At 70.3% G+C, this 15035-nt stretch carries 10 protein-coding genes, 1 other RNA gene and 1 pseudogene; 5 read left to right on the top strand and 7 right to left on the bottom strand.

Going from position 1 to position 15035, the window contains the following annotated elements; all coding sequences use genetic code 11:
• Nucleotides 1–21: 21 nt before the first annotated feature.
• The 3 genes and pseudogenes from QN245_RS05380 to QN245_RS05370 all read right to left on the bottom strand — a co-directional run.
• Nucleotides 22–333: pseudogene (locus QN245_RS05380) on the bottom strand (cytochrome P450); the annotation flags it as partial.
• Nucleotides 334–955: 622 nt separating this feature from the next.
• A complete protein-coding gene (locus tag QN245_RS05375; RefSeq protein ID WP_017911958.1) occupies nucleotides 956–1045 on the bottom strand; it encodes a tryptorubin family RiPP precursor in 90 nt (29 codons plus the stop codon).
• A gap of 193 nt (nucleotides 1046–1238) precedes the next feature.
• Nucleotides 1239–2081 (bottom strand): TrmH family RNA methyltransferase, encoded by an 843-nt coding sequence (locus QN245_RS05370; RefSeq protein WP_184447020.1) that lies wholly within the window; start codon nucleotides 2079–2081, stop codon nucleotides 1239–1241.
• A gap of 478 nt (nucleotides 2082–2559) precedes the next feature.
• Between QN245_RS05370 and QN245_RS05365 the strand changes: the two genes are divergently transcribed.
• Both QN245_RS05365 and QN245_RS05360 read left to right on the top strand, forming a co-directional pair.
• Nucleotides 2560–3618: a hypothetical protein gene (locus tag QN245_RS05365; protein ID WP_184447021.1), complete on the top strand. Its 1059-nt coding sequence runs from the start codon at nucleotides 2560–2562 to the stop codon at nucleotides 3616–3618.
• A gap of 67 nt (nucleotides 3619–3685) precedes the next feature.
• A non-coding RNA gene (locus tag QN245_RS05360) (sX9 sRNA) lies at nucleotides 3686–3761 on the top strand.
• Between the two features lie 45 nt (nucleotides 3762–3806).
• Here QN245_RS05360 and QN245_RS05355 read toward each other — a convergent pair.
• Complete coding sequence (locus QN245_RS05355; protein WP_184447022.1) at nucleotides 3807–4364, bottom strand: GNAT family N-acetyltransferase; 558 nt, start codon at nucleotides 4362–4364, stop codon at nucleotides 3807–3809.
• Between the two features lie 164 nt (nucleotides 4365–4528).
• On the opposite strand from QN245_RS05355, the gene QN245_RS05350 reads away from it, so the two are divergent.
• Nucleotides 4529–5272: a polysaccharide deacetylase family protein gene (locus QN245_RS05350; protein ID WP_317844748.1), complete on the top strand. Its 744-nt coding sequence runs from the start codon at nucleotides 4529–4531 to the stop codon at nucleotides 5270–5272.
• Nucleotides 5269–6390 carry a glycosyltransferase family 4 protein gene (locus QN245_RS05345; RefSeq protein WP_317844747.1) on the top strand — a complete coding sequence of 374 codons (1122 nt, stop codon included), beginning with the start codon at nucleotides 5269–5271 and terminating at the stop codon, nucleotides 6388–6390. Before QN245_RS05350 ends, QN245_RS05345 begins: the two co-directional genes overlap by 4 nt.
• A gap of 158 nt (nucleotides 6391–6548) precedes the next feature.
• On the opposite strand, the gene QN245_RS05340 is transcribed toward QN245_RS05345, so the two are convergent.
• From QN245_RS05340 to cysD, 3 genes are all read right to left on the bottom strand, one after another.
• Complete coding sequence (locus QN245_RS05340; RefSeq protein WP_317844746.1) at nucleotides 6549–9227, bottom strand: M1 family metallopeptidase; 2679 nt, start codon at nucleotides 9225–9227, stop codon at nucleotides 6549–6551.
• 702 nt (nucleotides 9228–9929) lie between these two features.
• A complete protein-coding gene (cysN, locus tag QN245_RS05335; RefSeq protein ID WP_317844745.1) occupies nucleotides 9930–11918 on the bottom strand; it encodes a sulfate adenylyltransferase subunit CysN in 1989 nt (662 codons plus the stop codon).
• Nucleotides 11918–12826: a sulfate adenylyltransferase subunit CysD gene (gene cysD / locus QN245_RS05330; protein ID WP_317844744.1), complete on the bottom strand. Its 909-nt coding sequence runs from the start codon at nucleotides 12824–12826 to the stop codon at nucleotides 11918–11920. Before cysD ends, cysN begins: the two co-directional genes overlap by 1 nt.
• Before the next feature lie 194 nt (nucleotides 12827–13020).
• On the opposite strand from cysD, the gene QN245_RS05325 reads away from it, so the two are divergent.
• Nucleotides 13021–14904 (top strand): assimilatory sulfite reductase (NADPH) flavoprotein subunit, encoded by a 1884-nt coding sequence (locus QN245_RS05325; protein ID WP_317844743.1) that lies wholly within the window; start codon nucleotides 13021–13023, stop codon nucleotides 14902–14904.
• The last annotated feature ends 131 nt before the right edge of the window (nucleotides 14905–15035 follow it).

Below are 15035 nucleotides of genomic sequence, written 5' to 3'. Positions count from 1 at the left end.
CGGCAGATAGCCCGGCAGCGCATCCGGGTCCAGGCCATCCCAGCGTTCGGGGCGGAACGCGTCCGGCTCCTCCCACAATGCCGGATCGCGATGACTGAGCAAGGGCAGCACCAGCACGTCGTCGGCAGCGCCGATGCGCGGGTCCAGCGCGCCGTATTCCGGCGAGGCATTGCGCAGGATGTTCCAGGACGGCGGCAGCAGGCGCAGGGTTTCGTAGAGGATGTTGCGGTTGGACGCGTTGGCGTCGAACGGCGACCCCAGCCACAGCGCGTTGGCGACCAGGGTGGAAATGGTGAAGCACACCGGCGCGGCGGTGCGCCGGTACAGGCCCATGGCGTCGCGGCGCTCGCGGTAGCTGCCGGCCGCGGACAACAGGGTCGCCAGGGTCGAGGCATCGTCGCCTGGGGCCAGCGGTGCGAGCGCGCCGGCGGCGATCGCCGCCCAGGTCAGCCGCGGGGTCAGTTCCAGCGTGCGGTCCATCAGCAGGCGCAGCCGCCATGGATCGCCGCCGAGCAGCAGATCGCGCAGATAGACGTGGCCGACGTGCGGCCACGGGCCGGACAGGTCGAGCGTCGCGGGCACCGGACGCTTCAGCGCCTCGCGCACGTCGCGGCCGATCGCTTGCATCAACTTTGCCGCTTCGCTGCGCGCGATCGAACGGCCGTGCAGCGGCTTGAAGGTCGGCCGTTCGTGTTCGGTGGCCGGCCGCGCCGCGAGCAGGCGGTCGCTCAGCGCGGCGCCGGCGACGCCGATGGTGTCCGCGTCCAGGCGGAACGCGTCCTGCCCCAGATGCGTGCGCAGCAATGCCTGCAGACGCGGCGCGAACACGGTGGCGCGCGCATCGCGGTCGACCATGATGGCGGACATCCCGACTCTCCCGAAGCATCGGCGCCCGGCGAAGCGCATCCGCCGGACACCGGCCGCACGGCTCGCCGTGCGGCAAGACACGCAGCGCTCAGTACCAGATGTACCAGGCGTACGACTTCAGCGGCTTCTTCGACGACAGCAGGTGCTTGATGGAGAACAGCAGTTTCATGAGCGACATCTCCGCAGGAGTGACGATGACCCTTTCGGGGGAACTGCACGGTCGTGCTGATGCGCATCGCACGAGGCGCGGCCTCATGGATGCGCCTGCGCGACGCTACGCCGCCGACGCGCGCCCCGCAAACCCGAAACCGGCCGCCGCGCACACTATCGCGTAGCCAAATGCAGCGCGCGCTCAGGGCGTGACGCCGTGCTCAGCGCGTCACGTGGTCGTGCGGATGCCGGCTGCGCCAGGTCCCCAGCAACACCGCCGTGGCAGCGGCGACGTTGAGGCTTTCCACCGCGCCGCTGCCCGGGATGGACAGACGCAGGTCGCAGGCCTGCGCGAAGTCGCGGTCCATGCCGTCGCTCTCGGCGCCCATCACGTAGACCAGGCGTTGCGGCAAGGCGGTGGCGAACAGATCGTCGCCGCCAGCCACCAGCGTCGCCGCCAGGGCGAAGCCCGCGCCACGCAACTGCGCCTGGGCCTGCGCCGTGGGCGGCAGCCGTACCAGCGGCACCGCCTCGGCACCGCCCTCGGCCACGCGCGCGGCGGCACCGGACAGCGCCAGTGCGGCCTGCTCCGGCAACAGGATCGCGCCCACGCCGAAATGCGCCGCCGAGCGCAGGATCGCGCCGAAGTTGTGCGGATTGCCGACGCCATCCAGCCACAGCGCCATCGCCGGCCCCGGCGCCAATGTCTGCAGCCAGTCGGCCAAGGCCAGCGGCGCGACACGCAGCACGTCGGCGACCACGCCTTCGTGGTGGCTGCTGGCGGCGAGCTTGTGCAGATCGGCCTCGTCCACCACGCGGTAGCCGACGCGGTTGGCCACGCACCACTTCAACAGCGGCTGCAGCGCCGGGATCCGTGCCTCGCTCAGGTACAGCTTGCGGATCGCTTCCGGCCGCCGCGCGTACACCGCACGCACGGCGTTGAGGCCGTAGAGGCGCAGTTCGTTGCGGGGCGCTGCGGCTGCCGTACCCTCACCCCCGGCCCCTCTCCCGGGGGGAGAGGGGGGATGCCCCCCGCGCGGGCGGTTGCCCCAGGGCGAGGTCATCGGCGCAGGCCCGTGGCGCAGGCGCGCCAGGCCAGGGCGGCGCAGCGGGAACGAAGGGCATGACGCATGGGAATCTCCTGGAAAAACGCGGGGGCGCTCGCCACGACGGCGCGCTGCGGGGATTTTCGCTCATCCGCGCGCCGTCGGCTGCCCCGACGTGCCAATCGCGGTGCCGGCACTTGTCTACGCTACGCCACGCAAAGCGCTACCCGTATTCCGGCAGGCACCGTGAAGCAGTTCGCCCTCGCCCGGCATCATGCGGGATTCGCGGCGACACATGCGCAAATCCGACAAGCGCGGCATGCGTATCGGGTCCATGGTCGCGGCTCCTTCCGCGACCACGCAGGCCTCCTCGACCACAGATTCCCGCGCCACTCGCTTCGCAGACGGGATGCCTGCGATCACCTGCGCCTGCAATGCGCGCAGCTCCGCGGCCTCCCGAGAACGCACTCCGCATTCTCACGACAAGGCGACTCCCATGCACTCCGACATCCGTCCGTTTTCCTCGTCCGCGCGCCGCCTGGGTGGCGCACTGCTGCTGTTGCTGCCCCTGCTCGGCCTGAGCGCCAGCGCACTGGCACAGACCGCCGCGCCCGACGCCCGGCTTGCGCGGGTCGGCGCCCTGCCCGCCACGCACAAGCCCGCCGACGTGCCCGACGACTACGTGCAGACGCCCTTCGGTTACTTCGCACCGGCCTGCGTGCGCCAGGTCCAGCGCAGCGAGCGCGTGCTCGCCGACGGCCGCCTGCAGCATGCCGATGGCGTGCGCGAACAAGCCCAGGCCTGCGCCCAGGACAACTTCATGCCCAATGGCATCCGCGTCCATCCCGACGGACGCGGCCTGGATGGCCAACAACTGCGCGGCAACGCCGCGCTGCGGGCGTCGAGCGCACGCGGCGCCGTGCCGCCGCCGATCACCCACGACTGGGTGCAATCGGCCATCGAGGTGACCGGCAACAAGATGGGCCGCATCGTCGCGCGCTGGACCGTGCCGCAGAACCCGACCAACGTGGCGCAGCAGACGGTGTACTTCTTCCCGGGGCTGCAGAGCGACGATCCGACGATCCTGCAACCGGTCCTAGGCTACCGCGGCTACAACAACAGCTGGGACCTGAGCAGTTGGAACTGCTGCCAGGACGGCATGGTGTGGCACAGCGACTTCATTGCGGCCAAGGCCGGCGACCAGATCGTCGGCGACACCTACGCGACCTGCAACAACGGCCTGCCCTGCTCGAACTGGAACGTGGACACGCGCAACGTCACCACCGGCCAGAGCGTGCGGCTCAGCACCACCTACAACATCAATTCGGCCAGGCACCTGGTGGTGGGCGGCGCGCTGGAGGTCTATGCAGTAGACAGCTGCGACCAGTATCCGCCGGACGGCAGCATCACCTTCGACGCGATCGGCGTGTACGACTACCGCATGCAGCAGGTGACGTCGCCGGCCTGGGCGTCGTACAGCGACAGTTCGGGCCTGGACGTGCAATGCAACTACGCGGTGGATACCACCGCGACCTCCGCAACCATTTCCTACTGAGGCCCAGAGCGGGCAACAAAACGGCTGCGAAGCCACCAGGCGCGCGCGGACGGCACTCGGAATCCTTGTGTACCACTTGCACACTGCGGTTCCTCCGCGCCATCGGCACCCACCAGGCGGCTGCTCGCGACGTTTTGTCAGCCAGGCTTGGGCCTGCCGCGCGTCGCTCACCGCGGGCGACGCGCCACTCAGGCTGCCGGCCAGGTCCGCGCGAACAGCCGCAGGTCGCGCGGCTGTCCATCGCGCAACGACGCTTCGCGGCGCGTGCCGATCTCGGCGAAGCCGTTCTTCTGCAGCACCCGCGCCGAACCGTGATTGTCCGGCAGCGTCAACGCCTCGATGCGCTGCAGGCGCAGCGCCGGCACCGCCCAGTCCAGGTAGGCGGCGACGATGCGGGTCATCCGGCCATGGCCCCAGTGCGCGCGGCCGAGCCAGTAACCAAGCTCGGCCTGGTCCGGCGCCGGCTGCGCCGCTGGGTGCAGGCCGATGCCGCCACAGGCCTCGCCGCCGATCTCGATCGCCAGCACCGGCGCTTTCAGGTCGATCACCTGCCCGCCCAGGAAGGCCTCGCCGTCGGCGCGCGTGTACGGATGCGGGAAGCGCCGGCTCACCCAGCGTGCCACCTGCGCATCGTCGGCATGCCGGACCAGTGCGTCCAGGTCGCTGGGGCGCCAGCGCCGCAGCACGATGCCGTCCAGGTGCAGTTGCAGATCGCGCCAGGGGGCGGCAGCGGCGGTCTCGGACATCGGCGGCTCCTGCGGCAAGGGGCCCCGCAGCATAGCCGCCGGCCGCGGTCGCCGCGGCGTCGCAATCGTCTACGACTGAGGGTTTTACCCGACAGACCAGCGAAAGCCAGGCCCGGTAGACTCCCGCGCCGCACATCGCCCTTCCGTCACCGAGCCGTTCCCCGATGCCTTCCGACACCGCCGCCACGGCCCGCATTCCGATTTTCATGTACCACAACGTGGCCGAGGCGCCGCGCCACCTGCAGGTGTACCGCAGCCTGTACGTGAGCCCCGGCCGTTTCGCCCGGCAGATGCGCCTGCTGCAGCGGCTGGGCTACCGCGGCGTGTCCATGTCCGACGCCATGCCCTACCTGCGCGGCGAACGCGAGGGGAAGATCGCGGTGGTCACCCTGGACGACGGCTACCTGGACAACCTGCAGGCGGCGTTGCCGGTGCTGCAGCGGCTGGGCTTCACCGCCACGGTGTACATGGTCAGCGGCTGCATCGGCCGCCACAACGTGTGGGATGCGCAGAAGCTCGGCATCGAGAAGCCGCTGATGAACCTCGCCGAGCTGCGCCAGTGGCGCGCCGGCGGCATGGAAATCGGCGCGCACACCCGCTCGCACCCGCACCTGACCGGCTGCAGCGATGCGGCCCTGCGCGAGGAGATCGGCGGCTGCAAGCGCGAGCTGGAGGACCTGCTCGGCGAGGCGGTGCCGCAGTTCTGCTATCCCTACGGCGATGTCGACGACCGCGTCGCCGAGGTGGTGCGCGAGGCCGGCTACACCGCCGCCACCAGCACCCGCCGCGGCCGCGCGCTGGCCGGCTCGGACCCGATGCGTTACCCGCGCATCCAGGTCGCGCGCCATCACCTGCTGCCGCAATTCGCGCTGCGCGCGTTCACCGCCTACGAGGACCGCCGCGGATGAAATTCCTGTTCGTCGGCACCAATCCCGAAAACACCGGCGCGGCCACGCATTTCGTGGCGCTGGCGCAGGCGCTGGCCGGCGTCGGCCACCAGGTGGAGGTCATCGCCTGCGAGGGCGGCCTGATCGCCGACGAGTTGCGCCGCAGCGGCATCACCGTGCACGTCGGGCACTTCCGCAACGTGCTCGACCCCGACGGCTACGGACCGCTGCTGCGGGTGGCGCGGCGCAGCCGACCGGACTGGCTGGTCGGCAACTTCGGCAAGGAGTACTGGCCGCTGCTGCTGGCCGGGCGCACGCTGGGTATCCCCGTCGCGCTGTTCCGCCACCGCACGCCGGCGATGAGCGCGCTGTCCGGTTATGCGATCCCGCGCCTGGCGGCGCGCTTCTTCGCGGTGTCGCACTACGCGCGGCAAGCCTACCTGGAATGCGGCGTACCCGAGGCGCTGGTGCAGGTGCTGTACAACCCGGTGACCATGGAACGGCTGCGCCCGGATCCGGAACGCGGCCGCGCCATCCGCGCCGCGCAGCGGTTGCCCGAGGACGCGATCGTGCTCGGCTACAGCGGGCGCATGCACGCCGGCAAGGGCATCTTCCCGTTGCTGGAGGCCGCTTCGGCGGCGATGGCGCAGGAGCCGCGGCTGCACTGCCTGTGGCTGGGCGACGGCCCGGACGCGGCGCAGCTGCAGGCGCAGGCCGCGGCGCAGCCGCACGGCGAGCGCCACCGCTTCGTCGGCTGGGTCAACGACACCACCCCGTACTACAACGCGATGTCGATGCTGGCGTTCCCGTCGCTGGCGCCGGAAACCTTCGGCCGGGTCTCGGTGGAGGCGCAGGCCAGTGGCGTGCCGGTGCTGGCCAGCCACGTCGGCGGCACCGCAGAGACGCTGGACCCCGGGGTCAGCGGCGAACTGCTCACGCCCGGCGACGTGGACGGCTGGCGCGATGCGATCCTGCGCCTGTGCGACAGTGAACGCCGCCAGCGCATGGGCCAGGCCGGGCGCCACTTCGTGCAGCGCCATTTCGGCGGCGCGGTGATCGCCGCGCAGTTCGTGCACCTGCTGCAGCAGCCGCGCTGCGCGCCGCGACCGCTGGCGCCGTCGCGCACCGATCCGGCCTGAGCGAACCGGCCTGCGCGCCGCCGCCCAGGCGTGGCCGCCGACCGGCGGCGTCTGCGCTTCCAGTGGCTGCAGACGCTGCTGCACCGCATCCGGCGAGCGGGTGTACGGCGCCAGCAGCGCGCGCGTGGCGCGGCCTGCGCCGCGCCCGTTCGGCGTGCTTAGCGCGGCGCGCCGGCGATGTGCTGCCGCTCGCGCAGCGCACTGCACAGGCGAATGGTTTCGGCGGTCTGCGCCAGCCCGCGGTCGGCGCCGCTGAGCGCTTTCAGGCGCGGCGTGAAGAACGCCTCCAGTCGATCCGCTTCGGCGGCGTCGCAGCCACCGGCGGCGGCCAGCGCCGGCAAGCGGCCACCGTCGAAGGAACCGGAGCGCGCCACGATGCGATCGAAGTTAGCGGTGTACCACGGCCACATCGAGGCATGCGTGGCCGGCTCGGCATGCCCGCCCATCAACAGGCTGGCCATCTCGCCGACCTTGATCGCATCGGTCAGGGCGAAATCGCGCACCTTCTGCAACTGCTGCGGATCGCGCACGGCACCGAGCGCAGCGATCATCGCGTTGCGCTGGGCCGGCTCGCCATGACCACGCAGGGCCGCGATCAACGCGTCCACCGCCGGCGCACCGCGCTGCTGCACCGCCACGGTCAGCGCTGCGCCGAGCAGATCCGGGTTGGCGGCGGCGAACTCCAGCGCGCCGCCCTTGCCGGCCAGCACCGCATCGCCCTGCGCCAGCAGCGCCTGTCGCACCGCCGGCACGCCCATAGTCACCCCGAGCAACCCGGCCAGCTCGGAGCGCAGCGCCACATCGTCGTCGCTGTCGCCGGCGCGGCGCTGGTAGCCCAACGCCTGCAGGCGCGCGCCGAACGCGGCTTCGGTCGCCAAGCGCAGCGCATCCCGCTGCGCCTCGTCGCGCATCAGCACCCGCCAGATCCAGGCAATGCGGTCGTTCATCGCGGTGGCCACCGCCGTGGCCTTGGCCGGCGCCAGCTGCCGCATCGCCGCGATCACGTCGGTGGTGTCGGCATCGCCGGTGCGGAAGGCACTGTCGATGGCATCGGCGTAGGCCAACTTCTCGGCGTCGTCGAGCGCATCGAGGTGGTGGCCGAGTGCGGTCAGTTGCGGCTTGGGCAGGGCGAAGCGGTAGTAGCCGGTGCCGCCGGCGTTCGGCATCACCCAGCTGTCGGCATCGGCGCCGGCGAGCGCGAGACGGCCGTCGCTGGCGGACAGCATCTGGCAGGCGCGGCGCACGCCCTGGCGCGTGCCGTACTTGACGCACACCGGCACGCCCCAGGTCTGCGCGGCGCTGCCGCGCGAGCCCAGCGGCAGGAAGCGCTGCTGGTGCAGTTGCAGCACCGCACCGCGCGCCTCCGGCTGCAAGCGCGCCTGCAGGTAGGGCACGCCCGGCTGATCGAGAAAACTGCGGAACGCAGCCTTGAAATCCTCGCCCTTGCCGGCGGCGGCGGCGATGGCGTCGACCAGATCGTCGGCAGTGGCGTTGCCGAAGCGGTGCGCGCGGATGTAGCTGCGCATGCCGCTGCGGAAGGTGTCCTCACCGACGAACTGCTCGAACATGCCCAGTACCGCGGCGCCCTTGCGGTAGGTGATGCTGTCGAAAGCGGTCTCGATGTCGCCGTTGCCGGTGATCGGCTGGCGGATCTTGCGTGCGCTGACCAGGCTGTCGTTGTTCATCGCGTCCTGAGCGGCACTGATGCGGTCCAGGTCGGCGCGGTACTGCGGACGCAGGCGCATGGTGATCTTCTGCTGCATCCAGGTGGCGAAGGCCTCGTTGAGCCACAGGTCGTTCCACCAGGCCATGGTCACCGTGTCGCCGGTCCACTGGTGCGCCAGTTCGTGCGCGGTGACGTTGAACGAGCCCTCGACGTTGTGCCGCGGCGAATCGTCGTCCAGCAGCAGTAGCCAGTCGCGGAAGGTGACGAAGCCGGGGTTCTCCATCGCGCCGGCGGAGAAGTCCGGCGCGGCCACCAGGTCCAGCTTGTCGAACGGATAGCCGAAGTCGTAGTAGTCCTCCAGCGCGGCGATGATGTCCGGTGTCTGCTGCAGCGCGCGCTGGATGCGCAGCCCCTGCCCGTGCGCGGCCACGCCGCGCAGCGGAATCGACTGCGGGCGCTGCGGCGTGGCCGGCAGCACCGGTCCGTCGACCACGTCCCACGGCCCGACCGCGTAGGCCACCAGGTAGGTCGGCAGCGGCACGGTCTCGGCGAAGCGCACCGTCTTCCAGCCCTTGCCGGCCGGCTCGGTGGACTCGGCGCGGGTATTGGCCAGCGCCTGCTCGCCGTCGGGCACGGTCAGGCGCAGCGCGAACGGCGTCTTCAGCGCCGGCTCGTCGAAGCCGGGAAAGGCGTAGCGCGCGCTGATCGGTTCCATCTGCGTCAAGGCGTAGGCATGCCCCTGCGCCTTGACCTGATACAGGCCCTGTAACTGCTGGTTGAACGGCGCGCTGTAGACGATGGTGAGGGTCAGCTCCTGCGGCTGCAGGGTGCGCCCGAAGGCGATGCGGGCCACACCGGCCTGTGCATCGGCCTGCGCGTAACGCACCGGGAACGAGGCGCCGTCGGCGGTGCGCAGCGTGGCCTTGCGCACCCGCAGCTCCTTGCCGTGCAGCCACAGGTGGTCGGAAGCGCGCTCCAGGCGCACGCGCAAGGTGGCGGTGCCGTCGAAGTCGGTGCGCTCCGGATCGATCTTCAGGTCCAGCGCATAGTGCTCGGGCACCGCCCAATCCGGCAGGCGCCCGCTCGGCACCGCATCGGGCGCCTGCGCGCAGGCCGCGCCGCAGCACAGCGCGAGGACGGAGAACAGCACGCGACGGGACAGAGCTGGCATGGAAGGCCTTCGCCGATGAGGAGGGCGACGACTTAAGCATGCGCGGCCGCGGCTGTCACGTGATGACGGTCAGTGGGACAACACTAGCGCTCGCGCGGGGAGCAGTTCGTCGTAGAAATCAACTGCCATGCAGCCGCGACGAACGATTCCTGCTGTGCACCCACCCTTGAAAGGCGTCGGGACTGAAGTCCCTCCCACAGTGAACTCGGCCAACGTATCGCAAGTCCCGGCAGGCGTCGTTCCGCACGCGCGAACGGCGCCTGCGGCTGCTGCGGAGACCAGCGGTGTTGCGTGCCCACCACGATCAACAGGCGACGTGGGCCACCAAGTGCAGCGCATTCGCTTTGCTATCGCTGTTGCTTCGGCTTTGACTTGCCGGGTTCCCTTCCGCAAGGCAGGGCGCGCTTGACCAGCCTTCGGCTGTGGTAAAGCGCTCCTTTTGGTTACCTTTTTCTTTGCGCGAGAAAAGAAGCGCTTCTCAGCAGCCGAAGGCTGATCAAAGTAACTCGCCCGCAAGGGCGAAAGCCGTTGCTATTGCTCATTTTGTTGCGGCGGCAGTTGGATTGTAGGAGCGGTTTCAGCCGCGACCGGACTTTACCGGGAAAGCCTGGTCGCGGCTGAAGCCGCTCCTACAAGGGCGCTACAGGGGCACGGCGACATGATCGACACCGGCACGCCAGCGGCAAAACCTCGCTCCCCACCTCAGTCCTGCAGTCCCAGCGCCGCCAGTACCTGTGCGGCCAGCGCTTCGGCATTGTCGCCGTCGGCGTGCAGGTGCAGTTCCGGCCGCTCCGGCGCCTCGTACGGCGAATCGATGCCGGTGAAGTTGGGGATCAGGCCGGCGCGCGCCTTGGCGTACAGGCCCTTGATGTCGCGCGCCTCGGCCACCGGCAGCGGCACGTCGACGAACACCTCGAGGAATTCGCCCTCGCCGAAGCGCTCGCGCGCCAGTTGCCGCTCGGCGCGGAACGGTGAGATGAAGCTGACCAGCACGATCAAGCCAGCATCGACCATCAACCTGGCCACTTCGGCAACGCGGCGGATATTCTCGACCCGATCCTCGTCGGTGAAGCCCAGGTCGCGATTCAGGCCGTGGCGGACGTTGTCGCCGTCGAGGATGAAGGTGTGGTAGCCCAGTGCGTGCAGGCGCTTGTCGACCAGGTTGGCGATGGTCGACTTGCCGGCGCCGGACAGGCCGGTGAACCACAGCACCTTCGGCGTCTGTCCCTTGATCCGCGCGCGCGCGGCCTTGTCCACGTCCAGGTGCTGCCAGTGCACGTTGCCGGCGCGGCGCAGCGCAAAATCCAGGGTGCCGGCGGCGACGGTGGCATTGCTGTGGCGGTCGATCAGGATGAAGCCGCCGAGCGTGCGGTCCTGCGCGTACGGGGCGAAGGCGATCGGCTGGTCCAGCGCCAGGTTGCAGTAGCCGACCTCGTTGAGTTCCAGGCGCTTGGCCGCCAGCCGCTCCTGCGTGTTGACGTCGATGCGGTGCTTGATCTCGGTGACGCTGGCGGCCACGGTGCGCGCGCCGATCTTCAGCCAGTACGGGCGGCCCGGCAACAGCGCGGCATCGTCCATCCACAGCACGTGCGCGGCGAACTGGTCGGCCACCTCCGGCGGATCGCCGGCGGCGGCGATCACGTCGCCGCGGCTGACGTCGATCTCCTCGGTCAGGGTCAGGGTCACCGCCTGCCCGGCCACCGCGCGCGGCACCGGCTCGGCGCCGACCAGCACCTGTGCCACCTGCGCGCGCCGCGCCGACGGCAGCACCACCACCGCATCGCCGGGCTGCACCGCACCGGCCGCCACGGTGCCGGCGAAGCCGCGGAACTGCGCGTGCGGGCGGTTGACCCACTGCACCGGCAGGCGCAGGCCGCTGTCGCCGCCGCGCGCATCCAGCTGCACGCCTTCCAGATGCTCGAGCAGCGCCGGACCGGCGTACCAGGGCATGCGCGGCGAGCGCTGCGACAGGTTGTCGCCCTCCAACGCGGACAGCGGAATGCACTGCACGTCGGCGATGCCCAGTTGCGCGGCGAGCGCACGGTACTCGCTGGCGATGCTCTCGAACGTCGCCTGATCGAACTCGACCAGGTCCATCTTGTTGACCGCCAACACCACGTGGCGGATGCCCAGCAGGGCGACGATGTAGCTGTGCCGGCGGGTCTGGGTCAGCACCCCCTTGGCGGCGTCGACCAGCACCACCGCCACGTCGGCGGTGGACGCACCGGTGGCCATGTTGCGGGTGTACTGCGCATGCCCGGGGCAATCGGCGACGATGAACTTGCGCCGGTCGGTGTCGAAATAGCGGTAGGCCACGTCGATGGTGATGCCCTGTTCGCGCTCGGCGGCCAGGCCATCCAGCAACAGCGCATAGTCGATGGCCCCACCGCGGGTGCCGTGGCGCTTGCTGTCGGCACCGAGCGCAGCCAACTGGTCGTCGAACAGCCGCTTGCTGTCGTACAGCAAGCGCCCGATGAGCGTGCTCTTGCCGTCGTCGACGCTGCCGCAGGTGATGAAGCGCAGCAGTGGCTTGTGTTCGTGTTGTTGCAGGTAGGCGGCGACTGCGTCGCCGCCTACGGGATTGGAGATTCGGGATTGGGGATTCGTAACAGCGTTCCCTCCCGACACCGCATCCGTCGCCGAACTGCGCTCTTGCGAATCCCCAATCCCGAATCCCGACTCCCGGCCCATCAGAAATAACCCTCCACCTTCTTCTGCTCCATCGACGCGCCCGGATCCTGGTCGATGATCCGGCCCTGGCGTTCGGAGGTGGTGGCCTGCAGCATCTCGGCGATGATCTTCTCCAGGGTGTCGGCCTGCGACTCGATCGCGCCGGTCAGCGGGTAGCAGCCGAGGGTGCGGAAGCGCACCCGGCGCAGTTGCGGGGTTTCGCCGGGACGCAGCGGCAGGCGCGCGTCGTCGACCATGATCAGCGCGCCATCGCGCTCCACCACCGGGTGTTCGGCGGCGAAGTACAGCGGCACCACCGGGATCGCTTCGCGGTAGATGTACAGCCAGATGTCCAGTTCGGTCCAGTTGGACAGCGGGAACACGCGCACGCTCTCGCCGGGATGGATCCGCGGGTTGTACAGATTCCACAGCTCCGGACGCTGCTGCTTGGGATCCCAGCGGTGGTGCGCGTTGCGGAACGAGAACACGCGCTCCTTGGCGCGCGCCTTCTCCTCGTCGCGGCGCGCGCCGCCGATGGCGGCATCGAACTTCCACAGGTCCAGGGCCTGCTTCAGCGCCTGGGTCTTCATCACGTCGGTGTGTACGCTGGGGCCGTGGCTGAACGGGCCGACGTCCTGGGCGACGCCGTCGGGATTGATGTGCACGCGCAGTTCCACGCCGGTCTCGGCGGCGCGGCGGTCGCGGAAGGCGATCATCTCGCGGAACTTCCAGCGCGTGTCCACGTGCAGCAGCGGGATCGGCGGCGGTGCCGGCGCGAACGCCTTGAGCAGCAGGTGCAGCAGCACCGAGCTGTCCTTGCCCACCGAATACAGCAGCACCGGGTTGCGGAATTCGGCGGCGACCTCGCGCAGGATGTGGATGCTCTCGGCCTCGAGGCGGTCGAGATGGGACAGGGGTGACGAACTCATCGAGACGGCAGCGGCAGGCAGTGGAGACCGGACCGAAGCGTAGCAGCGGTCGTGGCAGTCGGGTCGGCAGTGTGCGTCCGCTGGCCACTCGGCAGAAATAAGCCCCGGGCATGAGCCGATAACCCCTGTTCCTTTCTGCACAGCGCAACGAATCCCTAACATCGGTCATCCCTTCCTCATACATCGGACCGGCCATGACCGCCGCCTCGCCCGCGTTGCCGCCCAGCCCCTTGCCCGAGGAGCGCAAGGCACTGCTGGCGCGGACCGTGGAGGGCCTGGACGCGGCCGGCCTGTGGTGGCTGTCCGGCTACGCCGCCGGCCTGGCCCAGGCGCAGGGTCCGGCGACCCCGGCGCTGGCTGTGGTCGCCGGCGCTGCCGCGGCCCCCTCGCCCGCGCCGCAGTTAAGCATCGTCTACGGCAGCCAGACCGGCAACGCGCGCCGCGCCGCCGAACAGGTGGCCGCCGAGGCCGAAGCCGCTGGCCTGGCGGTGCGCCTGCTGCGCGCCGACGCCTATCCCACCCGCGAGCTGGGCAACGAGCGTCTGCTGTACGTGGTCATCAGCACCCAGGGCGAGGGCGACCCGCCGGACGATGCGATCGGCTTCGTCGAGTTCCTGCAGGGCCGGCGCGCGCCGAAGCTGCCGCAGCTGCAATACGCCGTGCTCGGCCTGGGCGATTCCAGCTACGCCGATTTCTGCGGCATCGCCCGGCGCCTGGACGCGCGCCTGGCCGAACTCGGCGCGCAGCGGCTGCTGCCGCTGGGCGAGGCCGACCTGGAGATCGAGACGGTGGCGGCGCCGTGGCGCGCGCAGGCGCTGGCGCAGGCACGCGACGTGCTGGGCCGCACGCCCGCGGCGCCATCGGCCACGGTGACGCCGCTGCGCGGCGCCGCCGCCGCGACGTGGAGCTGCACCCAGCCGTTCGCCGCCGAGGTGCTGGCCAACCAGCCGATCAGCGGCCGCGACTTCAAGGGGCCGCGCTACGCCGCGCACGGCCAAGCCGACAAGGACGTGCGCCACCTGGAACTGTCGCTGGCCGGCAGCGGCCTGCACTACGAACCCGGCGATGCCCTGGGCGTGCGCCATCGCAATCCGCCCGCGCTGGTCGAGGCGGTGTTGACCGCGACCCGACTGGACGGTGACGTCGAATTCACTGCCGATGGGCAGACACTGTCCCTGCACGAGTGGCTCAGCGGCCACCGCGAGCTGACACGGGCCTCGCGCCCGTTGCTCGCCGCGGTGGCCGAACGCGCCGGCGCGACCGCGCTGACCGAGCTGACCGAGCTGCTCGACCCCACCCAGACCGCCGGCCTGGCGGCGCTGCTCGCCGATCACCAAGTGATCGACGTGCTGCGTCGCTGGCCGGCGGATTGGGACCACGCCGCGCTGCTGCAGGCGCTGCGGCCGATGGTCCCGCGGCTGTACTCGATCGCCTCCAGCCAAAAGCGCGTCGGCGACGAAGCCCACCTCACCGTCGACGTGCTGGCCTATCACGCCCACGGTCATGCCCATGGCGGCGCCGCAAGCGGCTATCTGGCCGCCTTGGCCGAAGGCGACAGCGCGCCGGTCTACATCGAACCCAACGAACGCTTCCGGGTGCCGGCCGACGGCAGCCGCGACATCCTGATGATCGGCCCCGGCACCGGCGTGGCGCCGTTCCGCGGCTTCGTGCAGGAGCGCGCCGAAAGCGGCGCCAGCGGCCGCAACTGGTTGTTCTTCGGTGCCCGCCACTTCAACCGCGATTTCCTCTACCAGGCCGAATGGCAGCAGGCACTGCGCAGCGGCGAACTGCACCGGCTGGACCTGGCGTTCTCGCGCGACGTGCAGCCGCTGCGCGGCACCGCCGCGCCAGCCAAGGTGTACGTGCAGCAGCGCCTGCGCGAACACGGCCGCGCCGTCTACGACTGGCTGCAGAATGGCGCGCACCTGTACGTGTGCGGCGCCATCGCCATGGGCAAGGATGTGCACGCCACCCTGCTGGAGCTCGTCGCCGAACACGGCGCCCACAGCCCCGAGGACGCCGCGGCCTACCTCAGCCAATTGCAGCGGGAGGGGCGGTATGCGCGCGATGTCTATTGAGGTGGGGATTGGGGAGTCGGGATTGGGGATTCGTCGAAGCGGCGATCCGCGCGCCTGTTGCTGTCGAAGGCTTTGATCCGTCAGTACACGTCTGCTCGCTCCACCAATCCCGAATCCCTACTCCCCAATCC

The organism is Xanthomonas rydalmerensis (genome assembly GCF_033170385.1).
GTDB classification, from domain to species: Bacteria; Pseudomonadota; Gammaproteobacteria; order Xanthomonadales; family Xanthomonadaceae; genus Xanthomonas_A; species Xanthomonas_A rydalmerensis.
Note: the sequence above shows the minus strand (reverse complement) of the source record. Positions and strands in the feature narration are given on the sequence as shown.

Coding starts and splice junctions, on each gene's coding strand:
- QN245_RS05375 (WP_017911958.1), bottom strand. CDS start 1,045: ATGTCGCTCATGAAACTGCTGTTCTCCATCAAGCACCTGCTGTCGTCG.
- QN245_RS05370 (WP_184447020.1), bottom strand. CDS start 2,081: ATGACCTCGCCCTGGGGCAACCGCCCGCGCGGGGGGCATCCCCCCTCT.
- QN245_RS05365 (WP_184447021.1), top strand. CDS start 2,560: ATGCACTCCGACATCCGTCCGTTTTCCTCGTCCGCGCGCCGCCTGGGT.
- QN245_RS05355 (WP_184447022.1), bottom strand. CDS start 4,364: ATGTCCGAGACCGCCGCTGCCGCCCCCTGGCGCGATCTGCAACTGCAC.
- QN245_RS05350 (WP_317844748.1), top strand. CDS start 4,529: ATGCCTTCCGACACCGCCGCCACGGCCCGCATTCCGATTTTCATGTAC.
- QN245_RS05345 (WP_317844747.1), top strand. CDS start 5,269: ATGAAATTCCTGTTCGTCGGCACCAATCCCGAAAACACCGGCGCGGCC.
- QN245_RS05340 (WP_317844746.1), bottom strand. CDS start 9,227: ATGCCAGCTCTGTCCCGTCGCGTGCTGTTCTCCGTCCTCGCGCTGTGC.
- cysN (WP_317844745.1), bottom strand. CDS start 11,918: ATGGGCCGGGAGTCGGGATTCGGGATTGGGGATTCGCAAGAGCGCAGT.
- cysD (WP_317844744.1), bottom strand. CDS start 12,826: ATGAGTTCGTCACCCCTGTCCCATCTCGACCGCCTCGAGGCCGAGAGC.
- QN245_RS05325 (WP_317844743.1), top strand. CDS start 13,021: ATGACCGCCGCCTCGCCCGCGTTGCCGCCCAGCCCCTTGCCCGAGGAG.